Annotated in this window: 22 protein-coding genes; 13 read left to right on the forward strand and 9 right to left on the reverse strand. The window is 65.1% G+C overall.

Annotated elements, in window-relative coordinates:
* The 4 genes from CQ14_RS42595 to CQ14_RS28045 form a co-directional block, all read left to right on the forward strand.
* Nucleotides 1-825 (forward strand): tetratricopeptide repeat protein (locus tag CQ14_RS42595; protein WP_245320560.1); only part of this gene is annotated, 825 nt, incomplete at its 5' end.
* 117 nt (nucleotides 826-942) lie between these two features.
* Nucleotides 943-1746: a COG3904 family protein gene (locus CQ14_RS28035; protein ID WP_057861063.1), complete on the forward strand. Its 804-nt coding sequence runs from the start codon at nucleotides 943-945 to the stop codon at nucleotides 1744-1746.
* Nucleotides 1747-2019: 273 nt separating this feature from the next.
* On the forward strand, nucleotides 2020-2946 hold the full coding sequence (locus CQ14_RS28040) for a sulfite exporter TauE/SafE family protein (protein WP_057861079.1): 927 nt from the start codon (nucleotides 2020-2022) through the stop codon (nucleotides 2944-2946).
* Nucleotides 2943-3725, forward strand: a complete 783-nt coding sequence (locus tag CQ14_RS28045; protein WP_057861064.1) for a TIGR02186 family protein — start codon at nucleotides 2943-2945, stop codon at nucleotides 3723-3725. The genes CQ14_RS28040 and CQ14_RS28045 overlap by 4 nt, the downstream gene beginning before the upstream one ends.
* Before the next feature lie 134 nt (nucleotides 3726-3859).
* Here CQ14_RS28045 and CQ14_RS28050 read toward each other — a convergent pair whose 3' ends face one another.
* The 3 genes from CQ14_RS28050 to CQ14_RS28060 form a co-directional block, all read right to left on the reverse strand.
* Nucleotides 3860-5221, reverse strand: a complete 1362-nt coding sequence (locus CQ14_RS28050) for an Nramp family divalent metal transporter (RefSeq protein ID WP_057861080.1) — start codon at nucleotides 5219-5221, stop codon at nucleotides 3860-3862.
* Nucleotides 5222-5311: 90 nt separating this feature from the next.
* Nucleotides 5312-6094, reverse strand: coding sequence for an MBL fold metallo-hydrolase (locus tag CQ14_RS28055; protein ID WP_057861065.1), 783 nt, complete (start codon nucleotides 6092-6094; stop codon nucleotides 5312-5314).
* Nucleotides 6091-7023 carry a DMT family transporter gene (locus tag CQ14_RS28060; RefSeq protein WP_057861066.1) on the reverse strand — a complete coding sequence of 311 codons (933 nt, stop codon included), beginning with the start codon at nucleotides 7021-7023 and terminating at the stop codon, nucleotides 6091-6093. Before CQ14_RS28060 ends, CQ14_RS28055 begins: the two co-directional genes overlap by 4 nt.
* A gap of 97 nt (nucleotides 7024-7120) precedes the next feature.
* Between CQ14_RS28060 and CQ14_RS28065 the strand changes: the two genes are divergently transcribed.
* Together CQ14_RS28065 and CQ14_RS28070 are read left to right on the forward strand one after the other, a co-directional pair.
* Complete coding sequence (locus tag CQ14_RS28065) at nucleotides 7121-7984, forward strand: LysR family transcriptional regulator (RefSeq protein WP_057861067.1); 864 nt, start codon at nucleotides 7121-7123, stop codon at nucleotides 7982-7984.
* Nucleotides 7981-8220: a hypothetical protein gene (locus CQ14_RS28070; RefSeq protein ID WP_057861068.1), complete on the forward strand. Its 240-nt coding sequence runs from the start codon at nucleotides 7981-7983 to the stop codon at nucleotides 8218-8220. Before CQ14_RS28065 ends, CQ14_RS28070 begins: the two co-directional genes overlap by 4 nt.
* Before the next feature lie 120 nt (nucleotides 8221-8340).
* On the opposite strand, the gene pdeM is transcribed toward CQ14_RS28070, so the two are convergent.
* The 4 genes from pdeM to CQ14_RS28090 form a co-directional block, all read right to left on the reverse strand.
* A complete protein-coding gene (pdeM, locus tag CQ14_RS28075) occupies nucleotides 8341-9012 on the reverse strand; it encodes a ligase-associated DNA damage response endonuclease PdeM (RefSeq protein ID WP_057861069.1) in 672 nt (223 codons plus the stop codon).
* 51 nt (nucleotides 9013-9063) lie between these two features.
* Nucleotides 9064-11592 (reverse strand): ligase-associated DNA damage response DEXH box helicase, encoded by a 2529-nt coding sequence (locus tag CQ14_RS28080; protein WP_057861081.1) that lies wholly within the window; start codon nucleotides 11590-11592, stop codon nucleotides 9064-9066.
* A 275-nt stretch (nucleotides 11593-11867) separates the two neighbouring features.
* Nucleotides 11868-13097, reverse strand: coding sequence for an ABC transporter substrate-binding protein (locus tag CQ14_RS28085; protein ID WP_057861070.1), 1230 nt, complete (start codon nucleotides 13095-13097; stop codon nucleotides 11868-11870).
* 102 nt (nucleotides 13098-13199) lie between these two features.
* Complete coding sequence (locus CQ14_RS28090; RefSeq protein ID WP_057861071.1) at nucleotides 13200-14126, reverse strand: class I SAM-dependent DNA methyltransferase; 927 nt, start codon at nucleotides 14124-14126, stop codon at nucleotides 13200-13202.
* Nucleotides 14127-14284: 158 nt separating this feature from the next.
* Between CQ14_RS28090 and CQ14_RS28095 the strand changes: the two genes are divergently transcribed.
* From CQ14_RS28095 to CQ14_RS28115, 5 genes are all read left to right on the forward strand, one after another.
* Complete coding sequence (locus CQ14_RS28095; RefSeq protein ID WP_057861072.1) at nucleotides 14285-15322, forward strand: ligase-associated DNA damage response exonuclease; 1038 nt, start codon at nucleotides 14285-14287, stop codon at nucleotides 15320-15322.
* Nucleotides 15319-17166 carry a cisplatin damage response ATP-dependent DNA ligase gene (locus tag CQ14_RS28100; protein WP_057861073.1) on the forward strand — a complete coding sequence of 616 codons (1848 nt, stop codon included), beginning with the start codon at nucleotides 15319-15321 and terminating at the stop codon, nucleotides 17164-17166. The genes CQ14_RS28095 and CQ14_RS28100 overlap by 4 nt, the downstream gene beginning before the upstream one ends.
* A gap of 157 nt (nucleotides 17167-17323) precedes the next feature.
* A complete protein-coding gene (locus CQ14_RS28105; RefSeq protein WP_057861082.1) occupies nucleotides 17324-17626 on the forward strand; it encodes a DUF6460 domain-containing protein in 303 nt (100 codons plus the stop codon).
* Between the two features lie 25 nt (nucleotides 17627-17651).
* A complete protein-coding gene (locus tag CQ14_RS28110; protein WP_057861074.1) occupies nucleotides 17652-18386 on the forward strand; it encodes an MBL fold metallo-hydrolase in 735 nt (244 codons plus the stop codon).
* A 1-nt stretch (nucleotide 18387) separates the two neighbouring features.
* A complete protein-coding gene (locus tag CQ14_RS28115; protein ID WP_057861075.1) occupies nucleotides 18388-19713 on the forward strand; it encodes an MATE family efflux transporter in 1326 nt (441 codons plus the stop codon).
* Nucleotides 19714-19802: 89 nt separating this feature from the next.
* Here the strand turns inward: CQ14_RS28115 and CQ14_RS28120 are convergent, their stop codons facing one another.
* Both CQ14_RS28120 and CQ14_RS28125 read right to left on the reverse strand, forming a co-directional pair.
* On the reverse strand, nucleotides 19803-20900 hold the full coding sequence (locus tag CQ14_RS28120; RefSeq protein WP_057861076.1) for a quinone-dependent dihydroorotate dehydrogenase: 1098 nt from the start codon (nucleotides 20898-20900) through the stop codon (nucleotides 19803-19805).
* On the reverse strand, nucleotides 20897-21241 hold the full coding sequence (locus CQ14_RS28125; RefSeq protein ID WP_057861077.1) for a DUF952 domain-containing protein: 345 nt from the start codon (nucleotides 21239-21241) through the stop codon (nucleotides 20897-20899). The genes CQ14_RS28120 and CQ14_RS28125 overlap by 4 nt, the downstream gene beginning before the upstream one ends.
* Before the next feature lie 184 nt (nucleotides 21242-21425).
* Here CQ14_RS28125 and CQ14_RS28130 point away from each other — a divergent pair, with 184 nt between their 5' ends.
* Both CQ14_RS28130 and CQ14_RS28135 read left to right on the forward strand, forming a co-directional pair.
* Nucleotides 21426-22079: a S24 family peptidase gene (locus CQ14_RS28130; RefSeq protein WP_057861078.1), complete on the forward strand. Its 654-nt coding sequence runs from the start codon at nucleotides 21426-21428 to the stop codon at nucleotides 22077-22079.
* Nucleotides 22080-22092: 13 nt separating this feature from the next.
* The gene (locus tag CQ14_RS28135) at nucleotides 22093-22596 is read left to right on the forward strand and encodes a mismatch-specific DNA-glycosylase (RefSeq protein WP_199805630.1); all 504 of its coding nucleotides are present in this window, start codon (nucleotides 22093-22095) and stop codon (nucleotides 22594-22596) included.
* Nucleotides 22597-22665: the final 69 nt, after the last annotated feature.

The following is a 22665-nucleotide window of genomic DNA, read 5'->3' on the forward strand; positions in this document are numbered from 1 at the left end:
TCGGCCCCGCCTCAGGCGATCACGCCTCCGGCGGCATCCAGCGACGTCACCGGCACGATTGCGACGCTGCCGGCAACCGGCGGCAAGCTTGCGATGGTCGTGGTGCCGCCGACCGAGCGGCTGCCCGAGGCGATCGGCGGCCCGGCGCTGCGTGCTGCCGCGCTGAAGGGCGACCCGGCTGCGGCCTACGAGATCGGCGTGCGCTTTGCCGAGGGCAAGGGCGTCGCCCCGAACCTCGACGAGGCCGCCAAATGGTACGACCGTGCGGCGCAGGCCGGCGTCGTGCCCGCCCTGTTTCGGCTCGGCACCTTCTACGAGAAGGGCTTGAGCGTGAAAAAGGACGTCGATATCGCGCGGCGTTATTATCTGCAGGCGGCCGAACGCGGCAGTGCCAAGGCGATGCACAACCTGGCCGTGCTCGACGCCGATGGCGGCGGCAAGGGCGCCAATTACAAGAGCGCGTCGATCTGGTTCCGCAAGGCCGCCGATCGCGGCGTCGCCGACAGCCAGTTCAACCTCGGCATCCTCTATGCCCGCGGCATCGGCGTCGAACAGAACCTCGCCGAATCCTTCAAATGGTTCAGTCTCGCGGCCGCCCAGGGCGATGCCGACGCCGGCCGCAAGCGCGACGATATCGCCAAGCGGCTCGACGCCCAGTCGCTGGCAGCGGCCAGGCTCGCGATCCAGACCTTCAGCGTGGAGCCGCAGCCCGAAGACGCCGTCAACGTGGCGTCCCCCGCCGGCGGTTGGGACGCGACACCGGCCAACGTGGGCAAGCCCGCCACCAAGCCGGCGCCGGCCAAGCGCACCGCCGCCGTTAATTAAATTTAATTCCAGGTCGCGACGCCGGGCCGGTGTCGCCGCCACATCCTCGACCATAAATTCGTACAATGGACCGCGGCCGGCCCGCCCCCAAACGGGACGGCTTGCAGAGAGGATCGTTTGTCAACCGAGGATAGCCAGGACGGGGAAAACCGCTTCCGCAGGTCGCCGACAGGCCCTGCGGTCGTGCCGCCGCGCATCCCGCCTCGTCAGGTCCCGCCACCACCCGTTCAGGCGCCGCGCCGCGGATGGCATCTCTGGTCGGTCGCCATTTTCATCCTGCTGGTCTCCGGCGTCGGCATTCGCGCCTACCGGGACCTGTCGCAGCCGGATGCCTGGCACTACTGGAAGGACCAGTACGTCTCGCCAAGCCTGACATCCCAGGTGATCGACACGCTCTATCTCGACGGTTCGAGCCGCGGACGCCGCGCGCTGTTCGTCAGCGGCACGATCGGCCCCGCTGCCGCGAGCTGGTTTCGCACCAGGCTGGAGCAGGCCAATCTCGCACCTGGCGACATCGTGCTGCTGGCCTCTCCCGGCGGCGATCTGAGCCAGGCCGTGATCATGGGCGAGATCATCCGGTCACGGTCGCTGGCGACCGCGGTCGGCAGCGCCGACGCCTCCGGCCGTATCAAGCCCGGCTATTGCGCCAGCGCCTGCGTGCTCGCCTATGCCGGGGGCAAGACCCGCTACGGCGTATTGGGCTCGGCACTGGGTGTTCATCGGTTTGTCACAACCAGGCCCGTGGAAGACCCCGTCGCGGAGGCCCAGCGGATATCGGGCGCCGTGCTGGGCTACATGACCAAAATGGGGGTTTCGTCCTCCATCGTGGAAGCGATGTCCGAGACACGGGATATTCGCTGGCTCAGCCCCAAGCAGGCCCTGGCGATGAACCTCGTCACCGAGCAGCTCGGAAAGCCCTGAGCCGGCCAATTCCCTGATACGCCGAACGGGTCACGGCCTCGGAATAAACCCGCGCGTTCCCGCATGGGCACAGCAGGCAAAAATTTGCCTTCCCGGGCATTTTTCGTCCCTCACGCAACCGAATTCAGTTATGCAAAGACGCGGGAACCGGCCCTGCGCACGCAAAGGTGCATGCGCGAACCGGCTCCCACTGCCGGCAAACACAAGACAAACCACGCCGTGAAGCGGCCTCCCGGCCATCTTTTGCGGCAAAGCTACAAAAAGCAGGCGCGCGTGCAGCTCTACCTCCCGATCGCCGACATCCCAGTCAATGTCTTCCTCATCCTGGCGATGGGCGCCGCGGTCGGGTTCGTCTCCGGCATGTTCGGGATCGGCGGCGGTTTCCTGATGACGCCGCTTCTGATCTTCGTCGGCATCGCGCCCGCGGTCGCGGTCGCCTCCGTCGCCAGCCACATCGCGGCTTCCTCGTTCTCCGGCGCGATCTCCTATTGGCGGCGGCGCGCCATCGATCCGGTGCTGGCGGCGGTGCTATTGACCGGCGGCAGTATCGGCACGGCGCTCGGCGTCGGGACCTTCACGCTGCTGCGCTCGCTGGGTCAGCTCGACCTGATGATCGCGATGTCCTACGTGATCCTGCTGACCACTGTCGGCGGCCTGATGTTCTGGGAAGGCCTGCGAGCGCTGCTGCGCGCCCGCCGCGGTGGCCCGGTCACCACGCGCCGCCCGGGCAGCCATGTCTGGATCCATGGCCTGCCGCTGAAGATGCGCTTCAAGCGCTCGAAGATCTACCTGTCCGTCATTCCCGTCGTTGCGATCGGCCTGATCATCGGCTTCATCGGTGCGGTGATGGGCATCGGCGGCGGCTTCATCCTGGTGCCGCTGTTGATCTACGTGCTGCGGGTGCCGACCTCGACCGTGATCGGCACCTCGATGGTGCTCACCCTCGTCACCATGGTGTTCGCCACCATGCTGCACGCGGTTACCAACCATCTGGTCGATGCGGTGCTGGCGCTGATCCTGATGATCGGCGGCGTCACCGGCGCGCAGTTCGGCGCCCGCGCGGGACAGAAGATCCGCGGCGAGCATTTGCGGCTCCTGCTCGGTCTGCTGGTGCTGGCCGTCGGCGTCCGTTTTGCCGTCGAACTGGTGATCCGGCCCGAAGAGCTGTTCACCATCAGAGAAACCGGGGGCGCCGGATGATCCCGCGCGCCTCGCTCATCCTCGCAAGCCTTGCACTGACCGTCGTGCTCGCGGCCACGCCCGCGCAGGCCGAAAAGCTCATCGTGTCGGTGTCGAACCATCGCGTCACCGTGACGCCGAACTATTCCGGTGAGGAACTGGTGCTGTTCGGTTCGGTGGAGAAGGACGCCAACACGCCGGCCAATCGCAGTTACGATCTGGTGGTGACGGTTGCCGGCCCGCGCGCCGACATGGTGACGCGCCGCAAGGAGCGCCGTTTCGGAATCTGGATCAACACCGACTCCCGGCAGTTCCTGCGCGTGCCGACCTATCTGGCGCTGTTCTCCAACCGGCCGTTCGACGCCATCGCCTCGCCCGAGGTGCAGCGCCGCCAGCAACTCGGGCTCAACAACGTGCTCCTGACCCAGCGCGTCGGCGGCGACTACGCCGACGTCGTGCCGGATGATGTGTTCCGCAGTGCCTTCGTGCGGCTGCGCAAGCAGCACGGCCTCTATCGCGAGGAAACCTCGGCGGTGACGTTCCTGACGCCGACGCTGTTCCGCACCGGCATCCCCTTGCCCGCCGAAGTGCCGATCGGGCTCTATAACGTCGAGATCAAGCTGTTCGCCGAGGGCGCGCTGGTGGCCAAGACCGATACGGCGTTCGAAATCGTCAAGGTCGGCTTCGAACAGTTCGTCGCCACCACCGCGCGGCAGAACGGATTTGTTTACGGCCTCGTCACCGCCTTCATGGCGCTGATGACGGGATGGATGGCCTCGATCGTGTTCAGGAAGGATTGAGGCGGTTAGATCGTAGGGTGGGCAAAGCGACTTGTCCGCCGTAGCTCGAAGAGCGAAGGCCGGAAGCGTGCCCACCATTCACGGCGGTAAATCGGATAGATGGTGGGCACGGCGCAAGAGCGCCTTTGCCCACCCTACGAATTTCCCCCCACAAAAAACCCCACGCCCATCGCCACCACGCTCAGCAGCATCGCCGCCGTCGACAGCCACCCGAGCCAATAAAGCGGGCCGTTCACCACAAACCTGCCCATCACGTCCCTGCGGCGCGCCATGAACATCAACAGCACCATCACGGGCACGGCGAGCACACCGTTGATGACGGCGCTCCAGTACAGCGCCGAGATCGGGTTGATCGGCGTGAAGTTCAGCGCGATCCCGATCCCCGCCGACAGCGCCAACACGGCATAGAAGGCGGCGGCTTCCTTCGGCTTGCGCGCGAGCCCGACCGGCCAGCGCCGCCCCTCGCCGACGGCGTAGGCCGTGGCGCCCGCGAGCACCGGGATCGCCAGCAAGCCGGTGCCGACGATGCCGAGCGCAAAGATCGCTTCGGCGAATGCACCGGCGATCGGACGCAGCGCTTCGGCCGCCTCCGCCGAACTCTTGATGTCGGTCTTGCCGGCCGCGTGCAACGTCGCCGCCGCGGTGACGATGATCGACAGCGCGATCAGGTTGGAGAACGCCATGCCGATGATGGTGTCGGCGCGGATGCGGCTGAATTCGCGCCGCGCGCCGTAATGCTTTTCGATCAGGGGCCGCTTGGTCTTGTCGACGCGCTGGTCTTCGGCTTCCTGCGAGGCCTGCCAGAAGAACAGATAGGGCGAGATCGTGGTGCCGAGGATCGCGACGATGGTGGTGAAATAATCAAAGTTCCAGCTCATCCGCGGGATCAGGATGCCGGCGAGCGCCTCGCCCCACTCAACTTTGGCAAAGGCGAGCGCCGCGACATAGGCGAACAGGCTAAGCGTCAGCCATTTCAGCACCGCGACGTAGCGCTTGTAGTCGAGGAAGATCTGCGCCAGGACCGAGGTCACCCCGAACAGCAGCACATAGACGATGCTGTGGCCGCCGATCAGGAGCTTGGCAGCGTCCGCCATCGCGCCGAGATCGGCAGCGATGTTGATGGTGTTGGCGATGAACAGCAGCGTCACCACCACATGAAGCAGCCACGCCGAATAATGCCGGCAAGCATTGCCTGAAATGCCGTGACCGGTGACGCGGCCGACCCGCGCGGAAATTTCCTGGATCGCCGCCATCAACGGAAAGGTCAGCAGCATGGTCCAGCCGATGCCGTAGCCGAGCTGCGCGCCGGCCTGGCTGTAGGTGCCGATCCCCGACGGATCGTCGTCGGATGCGCCGGTAATCAGGCCGGGGCCGAGCGCCTTCAGCACGTAGCGGAAATGAAACCGTTTTGCAGGCTCCGCCTTGTTCGCCGGCTTGTCGTGGCCGGAGCCCGTATGCTTGCGATGCTTCGAGTTAGATTTGGTGCGATCTGCCATGCCGAGGTCCAGCCACAGCGACAACGGGCCTGCGAGGGACAGGTTCCTGGCCAGCAATCTGCCCAACGGTCGCCGGGCAGACAAGCATCGTCACGCAGCGTGTAACGGCTCGATGGTCGTCGCAACGCCCGGCTCGAGAATCCGCAATCGCGATCCAAACCCCAGCGTGTCGAAGGTGGCGCGCAGATCGCCGGCGTTCTGGCGGAAATGCTTCCATCCGTCGGTATGAACGGGCACGATCACCGCATTCGGGAATGCGCGCGCGGTCTCGATGGTGTCGTTCGTGTCCATGGTGAGATGGAACGGACCGCGGGTTTGCGCCGCGCCGGCGAACGGCAACACCACGCCCGCCTTGAAACGCCTCGCCACTTCCGCGACGCCGTCGAACCAGGTGGTGTCGCCGCTGATGTAGATCGGGCGGCTGCCCGGCTTGCTCGATTCCACCACGAAGCCGATGACGTCACCGGACAGCGGCTCGATGCCGGCCGGTCCGTGACGGGCCGGCGTCGCGGTGATGGTCAGGGACTGGTCGCCCTTCTTAAATGCGGTCGATGCCCACGGAGCAAATCCCTCCGTGTTGCCGCCGAGACGCTTGGCTCCCGCCTCCGTCGTCAGCACGCGCTTCGCGCCCTTGAGGAAGTCGCGGCCGGAATGGTCGAGATTGTCCGAATGCTGGTCGTGGCTCAGCAGCACCGCGTCGATCGCGCCGACATCGCGCGCGCTCATCGCGGGGCCAACGAGTTTCTCAAGCCTCACATGCGGCAACTGATAGTCCTCGCCGGGCGCATCGAAGGTCGGGTCGGTGAGGAGGCGGAACCCGTCGATCTCGATCAGCGCGGTGGGACCGCCGATCAGGGTGATGGATAGGCTCATGTCGTACTCCTCTTGTTGGCCGAAGCTGACGCCGCAGGCCGCGTCACCAGATAGATGCCGAGCGCCACCGGGACGATCCCGAGCAGATCGCGAAACTCGACGTGCTCACCGAGCACGAGGAACGCGAACAGCATGCCGAGCGGCGGCATCAGGAAATGATAGGCGCTCGCAGCCGTTGCGCCACACACTTTCAGGAGATGAAACCAGAGCAGGTAAGCCAGGATCGAGCCGCCGAGCACCAGGAAGGCGAACGCACCTAGCAAGCGTGTGCTGGGTACGATGTCGCCGACGCTGGAGAGCGTGAACGCGAACGGGATCACGGCAAGACCACCGGCGATGTTCTGAATGCCATTGCCGATCCACAGCGAGCCCTTCGGCGCCAGCACCTTGAACAGGATAGTGCCGGCGACGATCGAGGCCAACGAGGCCAGCGTGAACAGGATGCCGTGCCAGTCATCCGTGCCGACGGACATGCGGTGCCAGACGATGAAGGCGACGCCGGCCATGCCGAGCATGAGGCCCGTCACCTTGCGCCAGGTCAGGGCTTCGCCAAGGAACAGCGCCGCCAGCATCGCGATGAAGACGGGATTGGCCGATACGATCAAACCGCCGAGACCGGCGGAAACCGTCTTGAGCCCGGTATAGCCGAGGCCGAGATAGAGCGCGTTGTTGGCAACGCCGAGCACTGCGAAGACGGCGGCGTCGCGCCACGAGAGATTCCATTCCTCGCGACGCAGCGCCGAGATACCGAGGATGAGGATGCCGGCCAGCGAGAACCGTGCGGCGAGCAGGATCAGCGGCGGGCAGTCTGTGACGCCGATCTTGCCGGCGACGAAGGCAAAGCTCCAGAGCAGGCAGAACAACGCGATATAGAGTGGGAGCGTGTTGAAGGTCGTGCGGGGAACCGCGACCGAGGGCGCGAGCGACATGGAAAATCTCCTTTGTCCATGATCTAGGCCCGCGCCTTGATATTTGGAAATTAAATGATAAACTGACTTCCAGTTGATTTATAAATGGAGCATTGCCATGCTCGATCTGGAGCTCCTGCGCAGCTTCGTCTCCGTCGTCGATGCCGGCGGCTTCACCCGCGCTAGCGAGCGCGTCCATCGCACCCAATCGACCGTCAGCCAGCAGATCAAGCGGCTGGAAGACGATGTCGGCCAGCCGCTGCTCAACCGCAACGGCAAGGATGTGACGCCGACGGAAGCCGGCGAACGGCTGCTGTCCTATGCACGGCGGCTATTGTCGCTCGCGGAAGAAGCGCGCGACGTCGTGGCGCGCCCCGAAAGCGAGGGCGCTGTCAGACTCGGCATCCCCGAGGACTTTGCGGCCTATCGGCTCGCGAAACTATTGGCGACCTTTGCGCGCTCGCGCCCCGGGCTGCGGCTCGATGTGCGCGCCGATCAGAGCACATATCTCAAGCGCGACATCGAACGCGGCGATCTCGATCTCGCGCTGCTCAAGCGCGACGCCGGCGGGAACGGCGCGATCGCGGTGTGGCCAGAGAAGGTGCATTGGGTCACGAGCAAAACGCATCCGCTCAATATCAGTGCCGGCTCGGTGCCGCTGATCGGCTTTCCCTCCGGTTGCCTCTATCGCTCGCGCGCCATTCATGCGCTCGAAAGCACGGGCCGTTCCTGGCACATGGCCTATACGAGTTCGGGCCTCGCCGGTATCCAGGCCGCGGTTGCCGCCGGACTGGGCCTGAGCATCCTCTCCGACATCGCAATCCAGCCCGGCCACCGCGTGCTCACGGCGAAAGACGGCTTTGCGCCGATCGACAAGACGGAGATCGCGCTGATGGCCTCGCCCGATGCGAGCCCGGCGACGCTGCGGCTGGCGGATCGTCTCGCGGAGTTCTGCGACAGCGTGGAGGCGAAGGCGGCGTGAGCGACGTCTTAGCTGAGAGGCTGTCTGGAATCCAGCTTGCTCTGTTCGAGTTGATCTGGCCGACGTTCGATTGGATCGAAGCGATATATGTCGGGGCCGAGCCCGGCTTGTGCGTGGCGCATGTCCAAGTCAATCGTCCACCCTCGCAGGCCGAAGAGGACGACTGCAAGCGCCTTCTGGGCGAGATATTTGACGCTGCGCTGGAGGGCACCTCAATGCGTCTGAAGGTGGTCTAGGGAAAGCAGCGGCCTTTGACGGCTGGCTATCAAGAGGCGATATCAGGCGAGATCTTCAAGATGATTGCCGGGGAAGTTGCGCCATGGCGATTGGACGCGGGACGGTAGGTCTCATCGTCCTCAATAGCACCGCGACGCCGCAATCGCGTGCAGCCGGTTGTCGCCGAGCACATGCGCCATGAAACCCGGCGTCCCGAAAATCTTCGCGAACGCCGGATCGCGGATGCTCAAGCCGCCGGTATAGGCGCCGAACGCCGGCATCACCGCGCGCTCGCCGTCGCTGGCAAAGCATCGCCGCTCCATCGAGCGGCCGCGGGTGGCCACGCGGGCCTTGGGATGCAGATGGCCGGCGATTTCGCCGGCGGCTCCCGTGGGCTCGTGGCGAAACGCGATCGGCCCGATCGCCACTTCGTTCGCCACCGTGCCGCCGAGATCGGACGGCAGCGCGGGATCGTGATTGCCCGAGATCCATATCCAGTCGCGCCGCGCCTGCATTGCCGAGAGTGCGTCGCGGTCAGACTCAGACAGTCGTTCATGCGCCTCGCGATCGTGAAAACTGTCGCCGAGCGCGATCACCATGCGCGGGTCGTGCCGCGCGATCACGGCGGCAAGCCGGCTCAACGTCGCGACGGTGTCGTAAGGCGGCAGCAGCACGCCACGCCTGGCGAAGCTCGAGCCTTTTTCCAGATGCAGGTCGGAGACGACGAGCAGGCGCTGCTCCTGCCAGAACAGCGCGCCGGAGAGGTCGGCAACGAACCTGACGTCGGCAACCATGACCTTCGCGGCGCGCATCTCTTGATCGTCTCCCGAAGATTGCGCCCCCGCCGTCACGTGCCTTCCCGCCTATCCCATCGCCTCTTTGACAAGTTCATCGGCGGCTTCCGCCAGCAACTCGTCGCCCGCTTCGCCATAAACTGACTCGCGGCCGATTTCCAGCATCACCGGCACCGCCAGCGGCGAAACATGTTCGAGTTCCCGATGGGTGATTCGTCCCTGAATGCGCGACAGCATATCACCCAGACGCTTGAGATCGAGCAGGCCGGCGGCGGCATCAGCGCGCGCGGCGCGCAGCAGAACGTGGTCGGCCTGGTGCTTGCGCAGCACGTCGTAGACGAGGTCGGTCGAGAACAGCACCTGTCGACGGCTCTTCTCCTCGCCGGTGAAGCGGCGCGGGATCAGGCCCGAGATCAGCGCGCAATTGCGGAAGGTGCGTTTCATCAGCGCGGACTCGGCGAGCCACGCCTCGAGATCGTCGCCGAGCATGTCGGGCGCAAACAGCGCGGCGAAATCGAGCTTGCCGTGACGAACCATGAAGGAGATGTCGCCAAGCCCCCAGATCGCGAGCGCATATTCATTGGCGACGAAGCCGAGCGGCCGGGCGCGGGCGCGCTCCAGCCGACGCGTCAACAGCATGCCGAGCGTCTGATGTGCGAGCCGGCCCTCGAAGGGATAGCACACCATGTAATGCTTGCCGCCGCGCGGGAAGGTTTCGATCAGGAGCTCGCGCACCGCTGGCACGCGGGAAAAATGCCGTTGCAGCGACAGCCAGTCGCGCACCTGCTCCGGCAGCGCATTCCATTGCCGCCGATCATCCAGCAGTTTCCGGACGCGTTCGGCCAGATAGGTGGACAACGGAAACTTGCCGCCCATGTAGGACGGCACCTTGGCATCCCTGTCGTTGGCACGGGAGACGTAGACCTGATCCTCGACCAGCGCTTCGTAGCGCACGATCTCGCCGCCGAACACGAAGGTGTCGCCGGCGACCAGTCCTTCGATGAAATATTCCTCGATCTCGCCCAGCATCCTGCCGCCGCGGCCGATCATGCCGGTGGAGCCGGCCCCGCCACCGCGGCCACGCACCAGCTTCACCTTGAGCATGGCCTCTTCGACGATAGTGCCGACGTTAAGGCGATAGCTCTGCCGCACTTTTGGATTGGCGACGCGCCAGCGCCCCTGTTTGTCCTGCTTGATGCGCGCGAAACGTTCGTAAGTCTTCAGCGCATAGCCGCCGGTGGCGACGAAATCGACCACATCGTCGAAATCGCCGCGCGTCAGCGACGCATAGGGCGCCGAGGTCAGCACTTCCGCGTAGAGCTCATCTGAGAAAAACGGCTCGCCGCAGGCGCAGCCGAGCACGTGCTGCGCCAGTACGTCGAGCGCGCCGGTGCGGAGCGGCGGCGTGTCCTGTGCATTCTCGGCGATGGCATCGATCGCGACGCGGCATTCCAGCACCTCGAAACGGTTGGCCGGGATCAGGACGGCGCGCGAGGGCTCATCGAGCCGGTGATTGGCGCGGCCGATCCGCTGCATCAGGCGCGAGGCGCCCTTGGGCGCGCCGACATTGACGACGAGATCGATGTCGCCCCAGTCGATACCGAGGTCGAGCGAGGAGGTGCAGACCACGCCGCGCAATTTTCCGGCCGCCATCGCGTCCTCGACCTTGCGGCGCTGGGCGACATCGAGCGAGCCGTGATGGAGCGCAATCGCGAGGCCATCGTCGTTCATGCGCCAGAAATCCTGGAACAGCATTTCGGCCTGGCTGCGGGTGTTGACGAAGATCAGCGTGGTCTTGTTGCGCTTGATCAACTCGTACATTTCGCCGAGCGCGTGGCGCGCGGTATGGCCGGCCCAGGGCAGGCGCTCCTGGGTGTCTAGCATTTCGACAATGGGCGCCGCGGCACCGCCGGCCACGACGATGTCGGCGGCCACTTCCCTGCCCTCGCGCTGCGGCACCAGAAACCGCGCCAGCGATTCCGGCTCGGCCACCGTCGCCGACAGGCCGATCGCGCGCATCTCCGGCGCCAGCCGCCACAGCCGCGCCAGCCCTAGCGACAGCAAATCGCCGCGCTTGGAGGTGACGAGCGCATGCAGTTCGTCGAGCACGATGCGCTTGAGGGAAGAAAACAGAAACGGCGCGTCGTCGGAGGACAGCAGCAGCGCCAGTTGTTCGGGCGTGGTGAGCAAAATGTCCGGCGGATAACGCCGCTGCCGCTGCCGCCGCGACACCGGCGTATCGCCGGTGCGGGTCTCGACCTTGATCGGCAGCCCCATCTCGGCAATCGGCGTTTCCAGGTTGCGCGCGATGTCGACCGCGAGCGCTTTCAGCGGCGAGATGTAGAGGGTGTGGAGACCGCCGGTGCGCTTCACGCTGCTACCGGTGGAGATGAGGCTTTTCGTGCCCTCATTCCGTTGGGCGGCGGGGTGCGAGAGCTCCACTAGCGTCGGCAGGAAGCCGGCCAGCGTCTTGCCGGCGCCGGTCGGCGCGATCAGCAATGCCGAGCGGTCCTCACCGGCCTTGGCCAGCAGCGCAAGCTGATGCTCGCGCGGCGACCAGCCGCGCGCGCCGAACCAGTCGCGAAACCGGCGCGGCATCAAGTCGGCCGTTTCCGACGGCGTGACGGAGAAGAGATCGAGCGTCGACACGCCCAAGAGGTAGGCGGTCCAGACGGTTTCGTCGAGGGCCGGGAGTGGCGGCAGGTGGCAGCGGGTCGCCTCGTCTCACCCCATGGCCACCCTCTCGGCTGTCATTGCGAGGAGCGCAGCGACGAAGCAATCCATCTCTCCGCGAGAGGATCGATGGATTGCTTCGCTTCGCTCGCAATGACGGGGATGGAACTGAATAGAAGGCGGCAGCGCCGCCCGCCTCCCTACTCCGTCACCGGCTTGTCCGAGATATCCCAGTCCTTGCCGTTGAAGATCGAGATGTAGAGCGTCTTCATTGGCGTGTAGTCCTCGGGCGTATAGCTGTAGTTCACGCCATCGAGGAAATAGGGCGAGTGGAAGCCCGCCAGCGTCGTCGCCTGTTTCAGCACGTTGGCGCGGGTGAGTTCGTCGCCGCAACGGCGCAGGATTTCCGCCATCGACGCGACCTGGCCATAGCCGGCAAAGGCGATGGTGTTGTCGGGATCGACATTCGGCAGATATTTTTTGCGCAGCTCCTCGAACGCCATCACATCAGGGTCTTTCTCGAAACGAGGCACGCCGACTTCCTTGGCATATCTGATAGCGACGATGCCGGCGGCGTGCTCGAAACCGGCGGCGCTGAGGATCGAACGGCCGGTCGATCCTGCCGACAACAGATGCAGCGGCTTCCAGCCGAGTTCGGCGACCTTGCGGATCGACTGCGACGACGCCTTGCCGGTGGAGATGTTGTAGAAAACATCCGCGCCGGATTTCGAGAGATTGATGATCTGGGAATCGATCGTCGGCTCGGTCAGATCGTAGGTCTGCTCCATGATCACCTTGGCGGCGCCGCCGGCATCGGCCAGCACCTTCTTGAAGGGGCCAAGGAAATCGCGGCCGAAATCGTCGTTCTGGTAGAGGATGCCGATCTTTGCGTTCGGCTTTTCGTTGACAACATGTTTGGCGAGGATGCGCGCCTCGGTCGGATAGAGCGGCAGGCCCGCCATGGTCCATTTGAAGTTCTTCGGATCGTTCCATTTCGACGCGCCGGTATTGAGCAGGAGCTGCGGCACGCCCTTCGAATTGAGATATTTGTGCACGGCGGTCTGCGGCGCGGTGCCGAGCGAACCGTACAGCGCCAGCACTTCCTCCTGCTCGACCAGCCGCCGCGTCGCCTCGACGCACTTCGGCGCGCTGTAGGCATCATCCATGCTTAAGAACTTGACCTTGCGTCCGTTGATGCCGCCCTTCTCGTTCAGCATCTGGAAATAGGCTTCGCCGACGCGGCCGAGCACGCCGTAGAGCGAGCCGGGGCCGGAATGCGGCACGGTTTGCCCGATCTTGATTTCCGTGTCGCTGGCGCCCGGATCGTATTTCTTCTCGGCTGCCCAGACGAAGGGCGCCGGCATGGCGGAAGCGAAGGCGGAGGCGAGTGCGGTGGCGCCGAATTCGCGCCGGGTTTGTTTGTTCTTCATTGTTGTTCTCCCTTATGGGAGTCTCCGGCATTCCAGCGCCAGTGGCAATAGCTGGCGTGTCGCACGCAATGCCGCCATACGCTGTGTGCGTAGCGTCTAGACTCAAGTTTTCGCGGCGACGGCGACCAGCCCCGGTACGGGAGTGTTGTCCTCGTTGCGGGCGGAGCGATCTTCCAGCAGCGACAGTTTGAGGCCGGCCGCTTCCACTGCGGCGCGCGTGTAAGCGGCGGCATGGGCATAGCGCAGCCCCTGGCCGATGACGACGCCTTCGCCGTCATGGGTCTCTGCGGTGAAGGCGAGCATGCCACCCGGCGCAAGCACGCGCGCGGCTTCCATCAGCACCGGCGCAAGATCGGCGACGTACACCATGGCATCCGCCGCGAGAATGAGATCGGCGATGGCATCCAGCCTCGCGCGCAAACCCTGCAGCATGTCGGCGACTTCAAGCTCGGCGTAGAGGCCGGTGGCGCGCGCCCGTTCGATCATGCGCGGCGACAGATCGACGCCGATGAAATGATCGGTGTTCCTGGCGAAGGCCGACGCCGCCAGCCCGGTGCCGCAGCCGAGATCGATCGCGCGTTTGAAGAACGCCGGCTTGCCCGCGGCCGATCGCACCGACAGCACCGCGCGAAACAACAGTTCCGGGCCGCGATAGCCGAGGTCGCCGACCAGGGAGGATTCGAAACGCGGCGCATACTGGTCGAACAGGGTTTGCACATAGGCCTGCGACATCCTGGCCAATGGCGCCGCGCCAAGCCGCATCAACCGAAGCGCGGCGCCGTGATGATCGCCGGGATCGCTGGCCTGCGCCCTTTGAAACGCCGAAACGGCCGCCTCATGCTCGCCGAGTTCTTCGCGAATGCCGCCGAGCGTAAACCAGGCGGAGGTGAAGTGCGGCGCCAACTCGATCGCCTGCAAGAGCAGATCGGCCGCGGCCGGCAGATCGCCCTTCAATTGCAGATCACGCGCGAATTCGAACCGGCGGTCGGCCATCAGATCGCCGGAGGAGAGAAACAGGCGGGCGGGCATTTTCAGGAACCAGTTCGTTATTGCCGGGCGCTGTCCCCGACTTGATCGGGGATGACCCGGCAATTCATCAAATCACGGACTCTTTGCGAAGATGGATGCGCGGGTCAAGCCCGCGCATGACGGCTAAACATCGCGGCCAAAGCACCTATATGTCTGACATGCGTCCGCACGACATCCTGCTGCCAGTTGCTGCCGGCTTGTGCTGCAAGCCAGGCGGCTTCCATATCGACCCCGTTCGCCCGGTCGAGCGCGCCGTGATTACCCACGGCCATTCCGATCACGCCCGGCCAGGCCATGGCGCGGTTCTCGCCACGCAGGAAACGCTCGACATGATGCGGCTGCGCTATGGCGATAATTTCGCGCGTTCGACGCAGGCCATTCGCTACGGCGAAGAGATCCGGCTCGGCGACGTCACGGTCAAATTCCATCCCGCAGGCCATGTGCTCGGCTCGGCGCAGATCGCCGTCTCCTGCAAGGACATCTGCATCGTCGCCTCCGGCGACTACAAGGACGCCACCGACCCGACCTGCGCGCCATTCGACGTGGTGCCCTGCGACGTCTTCATCACCGAGGCGACGTTCGGCCTGCCGGTGTTTCGCCACGGCGATGCAGCGGACGAGGTGAAGAAATTGCTGGCGTCGGTCGCGCTGTTTCCGGAGCGCGCGCATCTGGTCGGCGCCTATTCGCTCGGCAAGGCGCAGCGCGTGATCGCGCTGCTGCGCGAGCAAGGCTACGACGCGCCGATTTATCTGCATGGCGCGATGGAGGAGATCACGCACTACTATCAAAGCCGCGGCGTTGCCCTCGGCGAGCTGCGCGCCGTGAAGGGTATGAAGAAGGCCGATCTGGTCGGCACCATCGCGCTGGCGCCGCCAGAGGCGACATCCGACATCTGGACCAGACGTTTTCCCGATCCGGTCACGGCGTTTGCCTCGGGCTGGATGCGGGTACGGGCCCGCGCCCGCCAGCGCGGCGTCGAGCTGCCGCTGGTGATTTCAGACCATGCCGACTGGGACGGGCTGACGGCGACCATCGCAGCCACCGGCGCCGGCGAGGTCTGGGTCACGCATGGCCAGGAAGACGCGCTGGTGCATTGGTGCAAGTCGCGCGGCCTCGCCGCACGGCCGCTCGACCTCGTTGGATACGGCGATGAGGAGGAGAGCGAAGCGGTCGCGGCCGACGAGGCGGACACATGAACCGCTTCGCCGAACTGCTCGATCGGCTCGCCTATGAGCCGGGCCGCAACAACAAGCTGCGGCTGATCACCGCTTACTTCCGCGACACGCCCGATCCCGACCGCGGTTACGCACTGGCGGCGCTGACTGGCGCGCTGTCGTTCAAGCACGCCAAGCCGGGGCTGATCCGCGACCTGATCGCCGACCGCACCGATCCGGTGCTGTTTGGATTGTCGTATGACTATGTCGGGGATTTGTCCGAGACGGTTGCGCTGATGTGGCCGAGGCGTGCTGTCAATCACGACGAGTCTTTGCTGGGCCACCCCTCTCCCCCGCCCTCCCCCGCAAGGGGGAAGGGAGCCCAGTTCAGTGCTGCGCTGTCACCGCGAACAAAATCCAAAGCGGCAATCGACACTCTCACCGTTCCCTCCCCCCTTGCGGGGGAGGGGCAGGGAGAGGGGTACCACACGGGTGGTGCAAGTGATGAGCAGCGGGGCCACAACAACCCGCCGCCCCCTACCCTCTCCGACGTCGTCACCACCCTCCGCACGCTCGGCAAGACCGACCTGCCAAAACAACTCGCGCGCTGGCTCGACGAGCTCGACGAGACCGGCCGCTGGGCGCTGTTAAAGCTCGTCACCGGCGCGATGCGGATCGGGATTTCGGCGCGACTGGCCAAGACCTCTGCTGCCGCACTCGGGGACAAGGACCCGCACGACATCGAGCTGATCTGGCCCGGGCTCGCCCCGCCCTATCTCGACCTGTTCGCCTGGCTGGAAGGCCGCGGCGACAAGCCGGTCAACCGCGATCCGGCGCCGTTCCGTCCGGTGATGCTGGCGCACGCGATCGAGGATGCGGATTTTGCCAGTCTCGAGCCTGCCGATTTCATCGCGGAATGGAAATGGGACGGCATCCGCGTGCAGGCGGTCGCCGGCCGCGACGAGCGCGGACAGATGCAGGCGCGGCTCTATTCGCGCACCGGCGAGGACATCACGAAAAGCTTTCCCGATCTGGTGCCGTCGCTGCGCCTGCCCGGCGCCATCGATGGCGAGCTGCTGGTGCTGCGCGATGGCCGCGTGCAGACGTTCAATGTGCTGCAGCAGCGGCTGAACCGAAAAGTCGTTTCGCCGAAACTGATCAAGGACTTTCCAATTCACCTGCGCGCCTACGACCTGCTCGGCGACGATGAGAACGATCTGCGCGAGTTACCGTTTGCCGAGCGGCGCGCGCATCTGGAGACATTCGTCAAAAAGCTCGACGATCCGCGCATCGATCTGTCGCCGACGGTTACCTTCGACAGTTGGGAGACGCTGATGGCCGCGCGCGCCGATCCGTCAAGCGCCGGCGCGGGTGAGGATGCCGAGGCGGTCGAGGGCGTGATGCTGAAGCGGCGCGATGCGCCCTATCTTCCGGGCCGCCCAAAAGGCCAATGGTGGAAATGGAAGCGCGATCCGCACATCATCGACGCCGTGCTGATGTATGCCCAGCGCGGCCACGGCAAGCGCTCGTCCTATTATTCTGATTACACATTCGGCGTCTGGACCAACGGCGAGGACGGCGAGCAACTGGTTCCGGTCGGCAAAGCCTATTTCGGCTTCACCGACGAAGAGCTGTTGCAGATCGACCGCTTCGTCCGCCGCAACACGACAGAGAAGTTCGGCCCTGTCCGCCATGTCGTTCATGAGCCGGACCAGGGCCTGGTGCTGGAAGTCGCCTTCGAAGGGCTACAGCGCTCGCCGCGGCACAAATCCGGCGTCGCGATGCGGTTTCCCCGTATCAGCCGCCTGCGCTGGGATAAACCGCCGCGCGAAGCCGACCGGCTGGAGACGCTGGAGCGGATGCTGAAGGATGTGACGGCAAATTAGCCAAGGCGTTTTCAAGCGACGTGGAGGCCGGTTCGCATGAAGAAAACGCGTAAAAAAATAGCTGCCAAATGCGCATGACGGCCATTGACCGGCACAAGCGGGTTCCCCATCTGCCCCGCCGTGCCTTATAATGCGCGCGACCCGCGAGGAGAGACCGATGCCCAACGACGTCAGAGACCTGCCGGCCGGCAATGACGGCCTGTACCGCTTCCTCGGCGGCTCGCCGCTGTCGGTGGCGTTCCGGCTGATCCTGCTGTCGATCCTGGTCGGCGTGGTGCTCGCTGCCATCGGCTTCGATCCCTGGAACATCCTGCACAGCATCCAGACGCTGTTCCGGCGGCTGTGGGATCTCGGCTTCGACGCCGTCAACTGGCTGTGGCGCTACTTCCTGCTCGGCGCCGTGCTCGTGATCCCGATCTGGCTGCTGTCGCGGCTGTTCGGCAGCTCGCGCGGGCGATAATCCTTCAACAGGCGGTGAGCGGCCGATGCAATTACGATTTGTCGGCTGCGGCGATGCGCTCGGCTCGGGAGGCAGGTTCAACACCTGCTTCCACGTCACGGGGAACAGCGTCAATTTCCTGATCGATTGCGGCGCCTCCTCGCTGCCGGCGCTGAAACGCCTCGGCATCGCCCGCGACGCCATCGATCTGATCCTGATCACGCATTTTCACGGCGATCATTTTGGCGGCCTGCCGTTCCTGCTGCTGGATGCGCAGTTCACGCGGCGTACCCGCCCACTCGTTGTTGCCGGGCCGAAGGGGATCGAGACCAAGCTGCCCAATCTGATGGAAGCGCTGTTCGAGCATTCATCCAAGACAAAGCAGCGTTTCGATCTGTCGGTCGTCGCGCTCGAGCCGGAGCAGAGCCGGACGTTCGGTGAGGTCAAGGTGACGCCCTATCCCGTCGTCCATGGCGAATCCGGCGGACCGTTCCTGGCCTATCGCGTCGAGGCCGAAGGCCGCGTCATCACCTACAGCGCCGACACCGAGTGGACCGAGACGCTGATCCCGGCGGCGCGCAGCGCCGACCTGTTCATTGCGGAAGCCTATTACTACGACAAGATCGTCAAGAACCACCTCAGCCTGAAGACGCTGGAAACGCACCTTGGCGAGATCAACGCCAAGCGGCTGGTGCTGACGCATATGAGCGACGACATGCTCGGCCGCATCGGCGAATTGCCATACACCGCGGCCGAAGACGGTATGGCGATCGAGCTCTAGGATGCATTCCCTCAATCCGGCTTCTCGGGTCACGACGGCACAAGTGTTTGCCATTGCAGGCCCCGCGATGGTCGCGAACCTGACGACGCCGCTGATCGGCATCGTCTCGACCACCGCGATCGGCCGGCTGGGTGACGCCACGCTGCTCGGCGGGGTGGCGATGGCGTCCGTGCTGTTCGACTGCATGTTCTGGCTGTTCGGTTTCCTGCGCATGAGCACGGTGGCTTTTACGGCGCAATCGCTTGGCGCGGGCGAGACGTCGGAGTTGCGGGCGATCCTGCTGCGCGGCCTGATCGCCGCCGCGCTGGTTGGTGGAGCACTGATTGCGCTGCAGATACCGCTCGCGGCGATCCTGCTCGGCGCGATGGGCGGCAGCGAGGGCGTCACGCGCGCGGCAAAAACCTACTTCACCGTCCGGATCTGGTCGGCGCCACTGGCGCTCGGCAATTATGTCGTGCTCGGGTGGCTGATCGGGCAGGCCCGCGCCAAAATGGCGCTCGGCATGCAGATCACCATCAACCTCATCAACGTGGCGGGAACCGTCGTGCTGGTGCTGGCGCTCGACTTCGGAATTGCGGGCGCTGCCATTGCCGCACTGATCGCGGAGGCTGCGGGCCTGATGCTCGGCCTGCTGATCGCGCGCCACCTTTCGAAAGGGCAATTCGCGGCTTCACACGCGTTGCTGTTCGATCAGGCCAAGCTGATGCGGATGCTTTCGGTCAATCGCGACATCATGATCCGTACCGCGTCGCTGATCGCGGCGTTTCTGTTCTTCACTGCGCAGGGCGCGCGTGCCGGCGACACGACGCTCGCCGCAAACGCGGTCCTCAACAACTTTCTGCTGTTCGGCGCCTTCTTCCTCGACGGCCTCGCCAACGCAGCCGAACAGCTCTGCGGACGCGCCTACGGCGCCCGCGACAAAGCGGCTTTCGCAGGCGCCGTGAAGCTCGTCGTGATGTGGGGCTTTGGCTTCGCGCTCGCGGTAGCTGCCTGTTTCCTGCTGTTTGGGCCTATGTTTATCAACACGATGACCGCAAGTGCGGACGTACGCCGCATCGCGCGCGATTATTTGCCGTTCGTGATCTTCGCGCCGCTGCTCGGCGTGTTCGCCTTTGCCTTTGACGGCATCTATATCGGCGCCACCTGGGCGCGCGACATGCGCAATTTGATGGTGGCCTCGCTCGTGATCTTCCTCACCGCCTGGTTGGCGCTGCGATCGTTCGGCAATGGCGGGCTGTGGGCCGCGCTGCTGGTGCATTACGCGGCGCGTGGCGGACTGGAGGCGCTGCGGTATCCGGCATTGTTGAGGAAGTCGTTCGGTTCATAGCCCGGATGAGCGCAGCGAAATCCGGGGCCGTCGTGCGGCGAATCCGCCCCGGATGGCGCTTCGCTCCATCCGGGCTACGGGTTCCTCGTCTACCTCACCGGCCATTCCTCTGCCGTGATCGTCGCGGCATCGGCGCCGACGATTTCCGACAGCGAGTCGCGCCCCGTGCGCAGCAGCGTGGACGCGAGATCGTTCTTGATATCGTCGACCAGCCCCAGCCCCTTGTAGACCAGCGACGAATAGAGCTGGATCAGGCTGGCGCCGGCGCGGATTTTCGTCAGCGCCGCGCCGCCGCTATCGATGCCGCCGACGCCGATCAGCGGGAACGCGCCTTCGGTCCGCACATAGGTTTCCGCCACCATACGCGTCGACAATCGAAACAGCGGTCGGCCGGACAGACCGCCCTGCTCTTTCGCCCTCGCCTCTTCGCGCAAGGTCGAGGGCCGCGCCAGCGTGGTGTTGCCGACGATCATGCCATCGATGCCGCGCGAGCGCGCGATGTGCACGACGTCGTCGAGTTCGGTTAGACTGAGATCCGGCGCGATCTTGAGCAGCACCGGGGAATCGCCGGCGTTCTTCCGCACCCGTTCGCGCGCATCGATCACCTTGGCCAGCAGTTCGTCCAGCGCGGCCGATTGCTGCAGATTGCGCAGGCCCGGCGTGTTCGGCGAGGAGACGTTGACGGTGAAATAGCTCGCGACCGGCGCAAAGGTCTCGATCAGCTTGACATAGTCGGCGATGCGGTCGGACGAATCCTTGTTGGCCCCGACATTGACGCCGACGATGCCGCCATGATGGGCGCGCGCCGCGAGGCGTCGCAGCGCCGCTTCAGCGCCGTCATTGTTGAAGCCCATGCGGTTGATCACGGCTTCATCCCGCTCCAGCCGAAACAGCCGCGGCCGGGGATTGCCGCCCTGCGGCTTCGGCGTCACGGTGCCGATCTCGACAAAGCCGAAGCCGAGCCGCAACAGCCCGTCGGGCACCTCCGCGCTCTTGTCGAAGCCGGCCGCCATCCCGATCGGGTTGGGAAAATTCAGGCCGAAGGCGCGCACCGCCAGCTTCGAATCGTCTGCGCGCGGCTTGACCGGCGGCAAGAGCCGCAGGCCGTGGATCGCCATGCGATGCGCGTCCTCCGGATCGAACCAGCGCAAGAGCGGCAGCGAAAAGGCATCGAAGGCGCGGATCACGGGATAAGCTCCGGAATATCGTGACTGCCGTCCGACCGCGCGCGCATGTCGAGGATGGCGGTCACCGCGCCGAGATCGAGCTCGCCATAGAGATGCGGGAACAGCTCATCGTTGCGCGAGGGCTCCCAGCGCAGCGCGTCGCCCAGTGCGTCGGCGTCGATCGCGACCAGGAACAGGCCGGTTTGGCCGAAATAATGCTTTCGCGCCGTCTCGGCGACCTGGGCGGCGGTCGAGAAATGAATGTATCCGTCGCGCAGATCGTCTGCGCTACCCCGATAGACGCCCTGCCGTTCGGCCTCGCGCCAGGCCGAGGCGGGAGTGATTTTATAGATCGTGGGCACGGCTTTCCGGGCTTCCCCTGCTTGTCGTTGACTCTCTTGGGATTTCCCGGACATGGCCGGGCTGGCGGCCGACCGTAAAGGCGGCAGGCCGCCAACTCAAGCGCTGCCACCACAGGCAGAGCGCGAAGATTGCGCAAAGGGGCCGGATCAGGCAATAATTCCTAGACCGTTCCAGGGATTTTCGATGGCGAAGCACGCCAAGGCGCAACGGCTTCTGACCCACAACCAGGTCTGGACCGCGCTCGACCGGCTGGCGGAACGCGCCGGCATGTCGCCCTCGGGGCTGGCCAGGCGCGCCGGCCTCGACCCCACCACGTTCAACAAATCCAAGCGCATCACCGCCGACGGACGCGAGCGCTGGCCTTCGACCGAATCGGTCTCCAAGGCGCTGGCCGCGACCAATTCGTCGATCGACACTTTCGTGCAGTTGATCGGCGACGGCACACGCAGCCTGCAATCGGTGCCGCTGCTCGCGCTCGCGCAAGCCGGCAGCGGCGGCCATTTCGACGACAACGGCTTTCCCGCCGGCAAGGGCTGGGGTGAGGCGGCGTTGCCCTCGGCCAGCGACGAGCACGCCTACGCCCTGGAAATCTCCGGCGATTCGATGAAGCCGACCTATCGCGATGGCGACATCATCGTGGTGTCGCCGGGCACGCCGATCCGGCGCGGCGATCGCGTGGTGCTCAAGACCTCAGGCGGCGAAATCATGGTCAAGGAATTGAAGCGGCGGACGACGAAGACGCTGGAGCTGCAGTCGCTCGATCCTGCACAGGCCGACCGCACGCTGGATGCCGATGACGTCGCCTGGATCGCGCGCATCGTGTGGGCGAGCCAGTAGGATCGCCGTTGCCGTGACGGACGTGCTGAGCGACCTGCTGCAACACTCCCTTCGCATCGTGCTGTGCGGGACTGCCGCCGGGACGACGTCCGCCGCCGAGCGGGCCTACTATGCGCACCGGCAGAACAAGTTCTGGACGATTTTGCACGAGACAAAGCTGACGCCGGAGCGGCTGCAGCCGCAGCAATATCGCGACCTGCTGCAACACGGAATCGGCCTGACCGACCTTGTGAAAGCGGGTGTGGGCATGGACCGTGCCACGCTGCCGAAGCTGACGGCGGCGGATCGCAGCCGGCTGAGCGGCGCGATCACGACGTTTCGTCCGCGCTTCCTCGCATTCACCAGCAAGACGGCGGGGCAGAAATTCTTCGACAGCAAGCGCGACTATGGCGAGCAGCGTGAACTGATCGGCGAGACACGCGTGTGGATCCTGCCGTCGACCTCGGGCGCGGCGAACGGAAGCTGGCGGCCGGAAATCTGGCACCAGTTTGCCAATGAGGTCAGGGCGGCGGGCTAGCTAAGGGGCCGAGGCCCTCTTCCTTCTCCCCTTGTGGGAGAAGGTGGATCGCTGACGCGCAGCGGCAGC

Origin of the sequence: Bradyrhizobium lablabi (assembly GCF_001440475.1) — a bacterium.
In the GTDB taxonomy this organism is placed as follows: Bacteria; Pseudomonadota; Alphaproteobacteria; order Rhizobiales; family Xanthobacteraceae; genus Bradyrhizobium; species Bradyrhizobium lablabi.

Bases quoted from the DNA above. Each gene is read 5' to 3' on its own strand.
- CQ14_RS28110 (WP_057861074.1), top strand. From the start codon at position 17,652: ATGCAATTACGATTTGTCGGCTGCGGCGATGCGCTCGGCTCGGGAGGC.
- pdeM (WP_057861069.1), bottom strand. From the start codon at position 9,012: ATGCGCGCCGCGAAGGTCATGGTTGCCGACGTCAGGTTCGTTGCCGAC.
- CQ14_RS28045 (WP_057861064.1), top strand. From the start codon at position 2,943: ATGATCCCGCGCGCCTCGCTCATCCTCGCAAGCCTTGCACTGACCGTC.
- CQ14_RS28055 (WP_057861065.1), bottom strand. From the start codon at position 6,094: ATGAGCCTATCCATCACCCTGATCGGCGGTCCCACCGCGCTGATCGAG.
- CQ14_RS28100 (WP_057861073.1), top strand. From the start codon at position 15,319: ATGAACCGCTTCGCCGAACTGCTCGATCGGCTCGCCTATGAGCCGGGC.
- CQ14_RS28115 (WP_057861075.1), top strand. From the start codon at position 18,388: ATGCATTCCCTCAATCCGGCTTCTCGGGTCACGACGGCACAAGTGTTT.
- CQ14_RS28050 (WP_057861080.1), bottom strand. From the start codon at position 5,221: ATGGCAGATCGCACCAAATCTAACTCGAAGCATCGCAAGCATACGGGC.
- CQ14_RS28095 (WP_057861072.1), top strand. From the start codon at position 14,285: ATGCGTCCGCACGACATCCTGCTGCCAGTTGCTGCCGGCTTGTGCTGC.
- CQ14_RS28060 (WP_057861066.1), bottom strand. From the start codon at position 7,023: ATGTCGCTCGCGCCCTCGGTCGCGGTTCCCCGCACGACCTTCAACACG.
- CQ14_RS28105 (WP_057861082.1), top strand. From the start codon at position 17,324: ATGCCCAACGACGTCAGAGACCTGCCGGCCGGCAATGACGGCCTGTAC.
- CQ14_RS28065 (WP_057861067.1), top strand. From the start codon at position 7,121: ATGCTCGATCTGGAGCTCCTGCGCAGCTTCGTCTCCGTCGTCGATGCC.
- CQ14_RS28130 (WP_057861078.1), top strand. From the start codon at position 21,426: ATGGCGAAGCACGCCAAGGCGCAACGGCTTCTGACCCACAACCAGGTC.
- CQ14_RS28090 (WP_057861071.1), bottom strand. From the start codon at position 14,126: ATGCCCGCCCGCCTGTTTCTCTCCTCCGGCGATCTGATGGCCGACCGC.
- CQ14_RS28080 (WP_057861081.1), bottom strand. From the start codon at position 11,592: ATGCCGCGCCGGTTTCGCGACTGGTTCGGCGCGCGCGGCTGGTCGCCG.
- CQ14_RS28085 (WP_057861070.1), bottom strand. From the start codon at position 13,097: ATGAAGAACAAACAAACCCGGCGCGAATTCGGCGCCACCGCACTCGCC.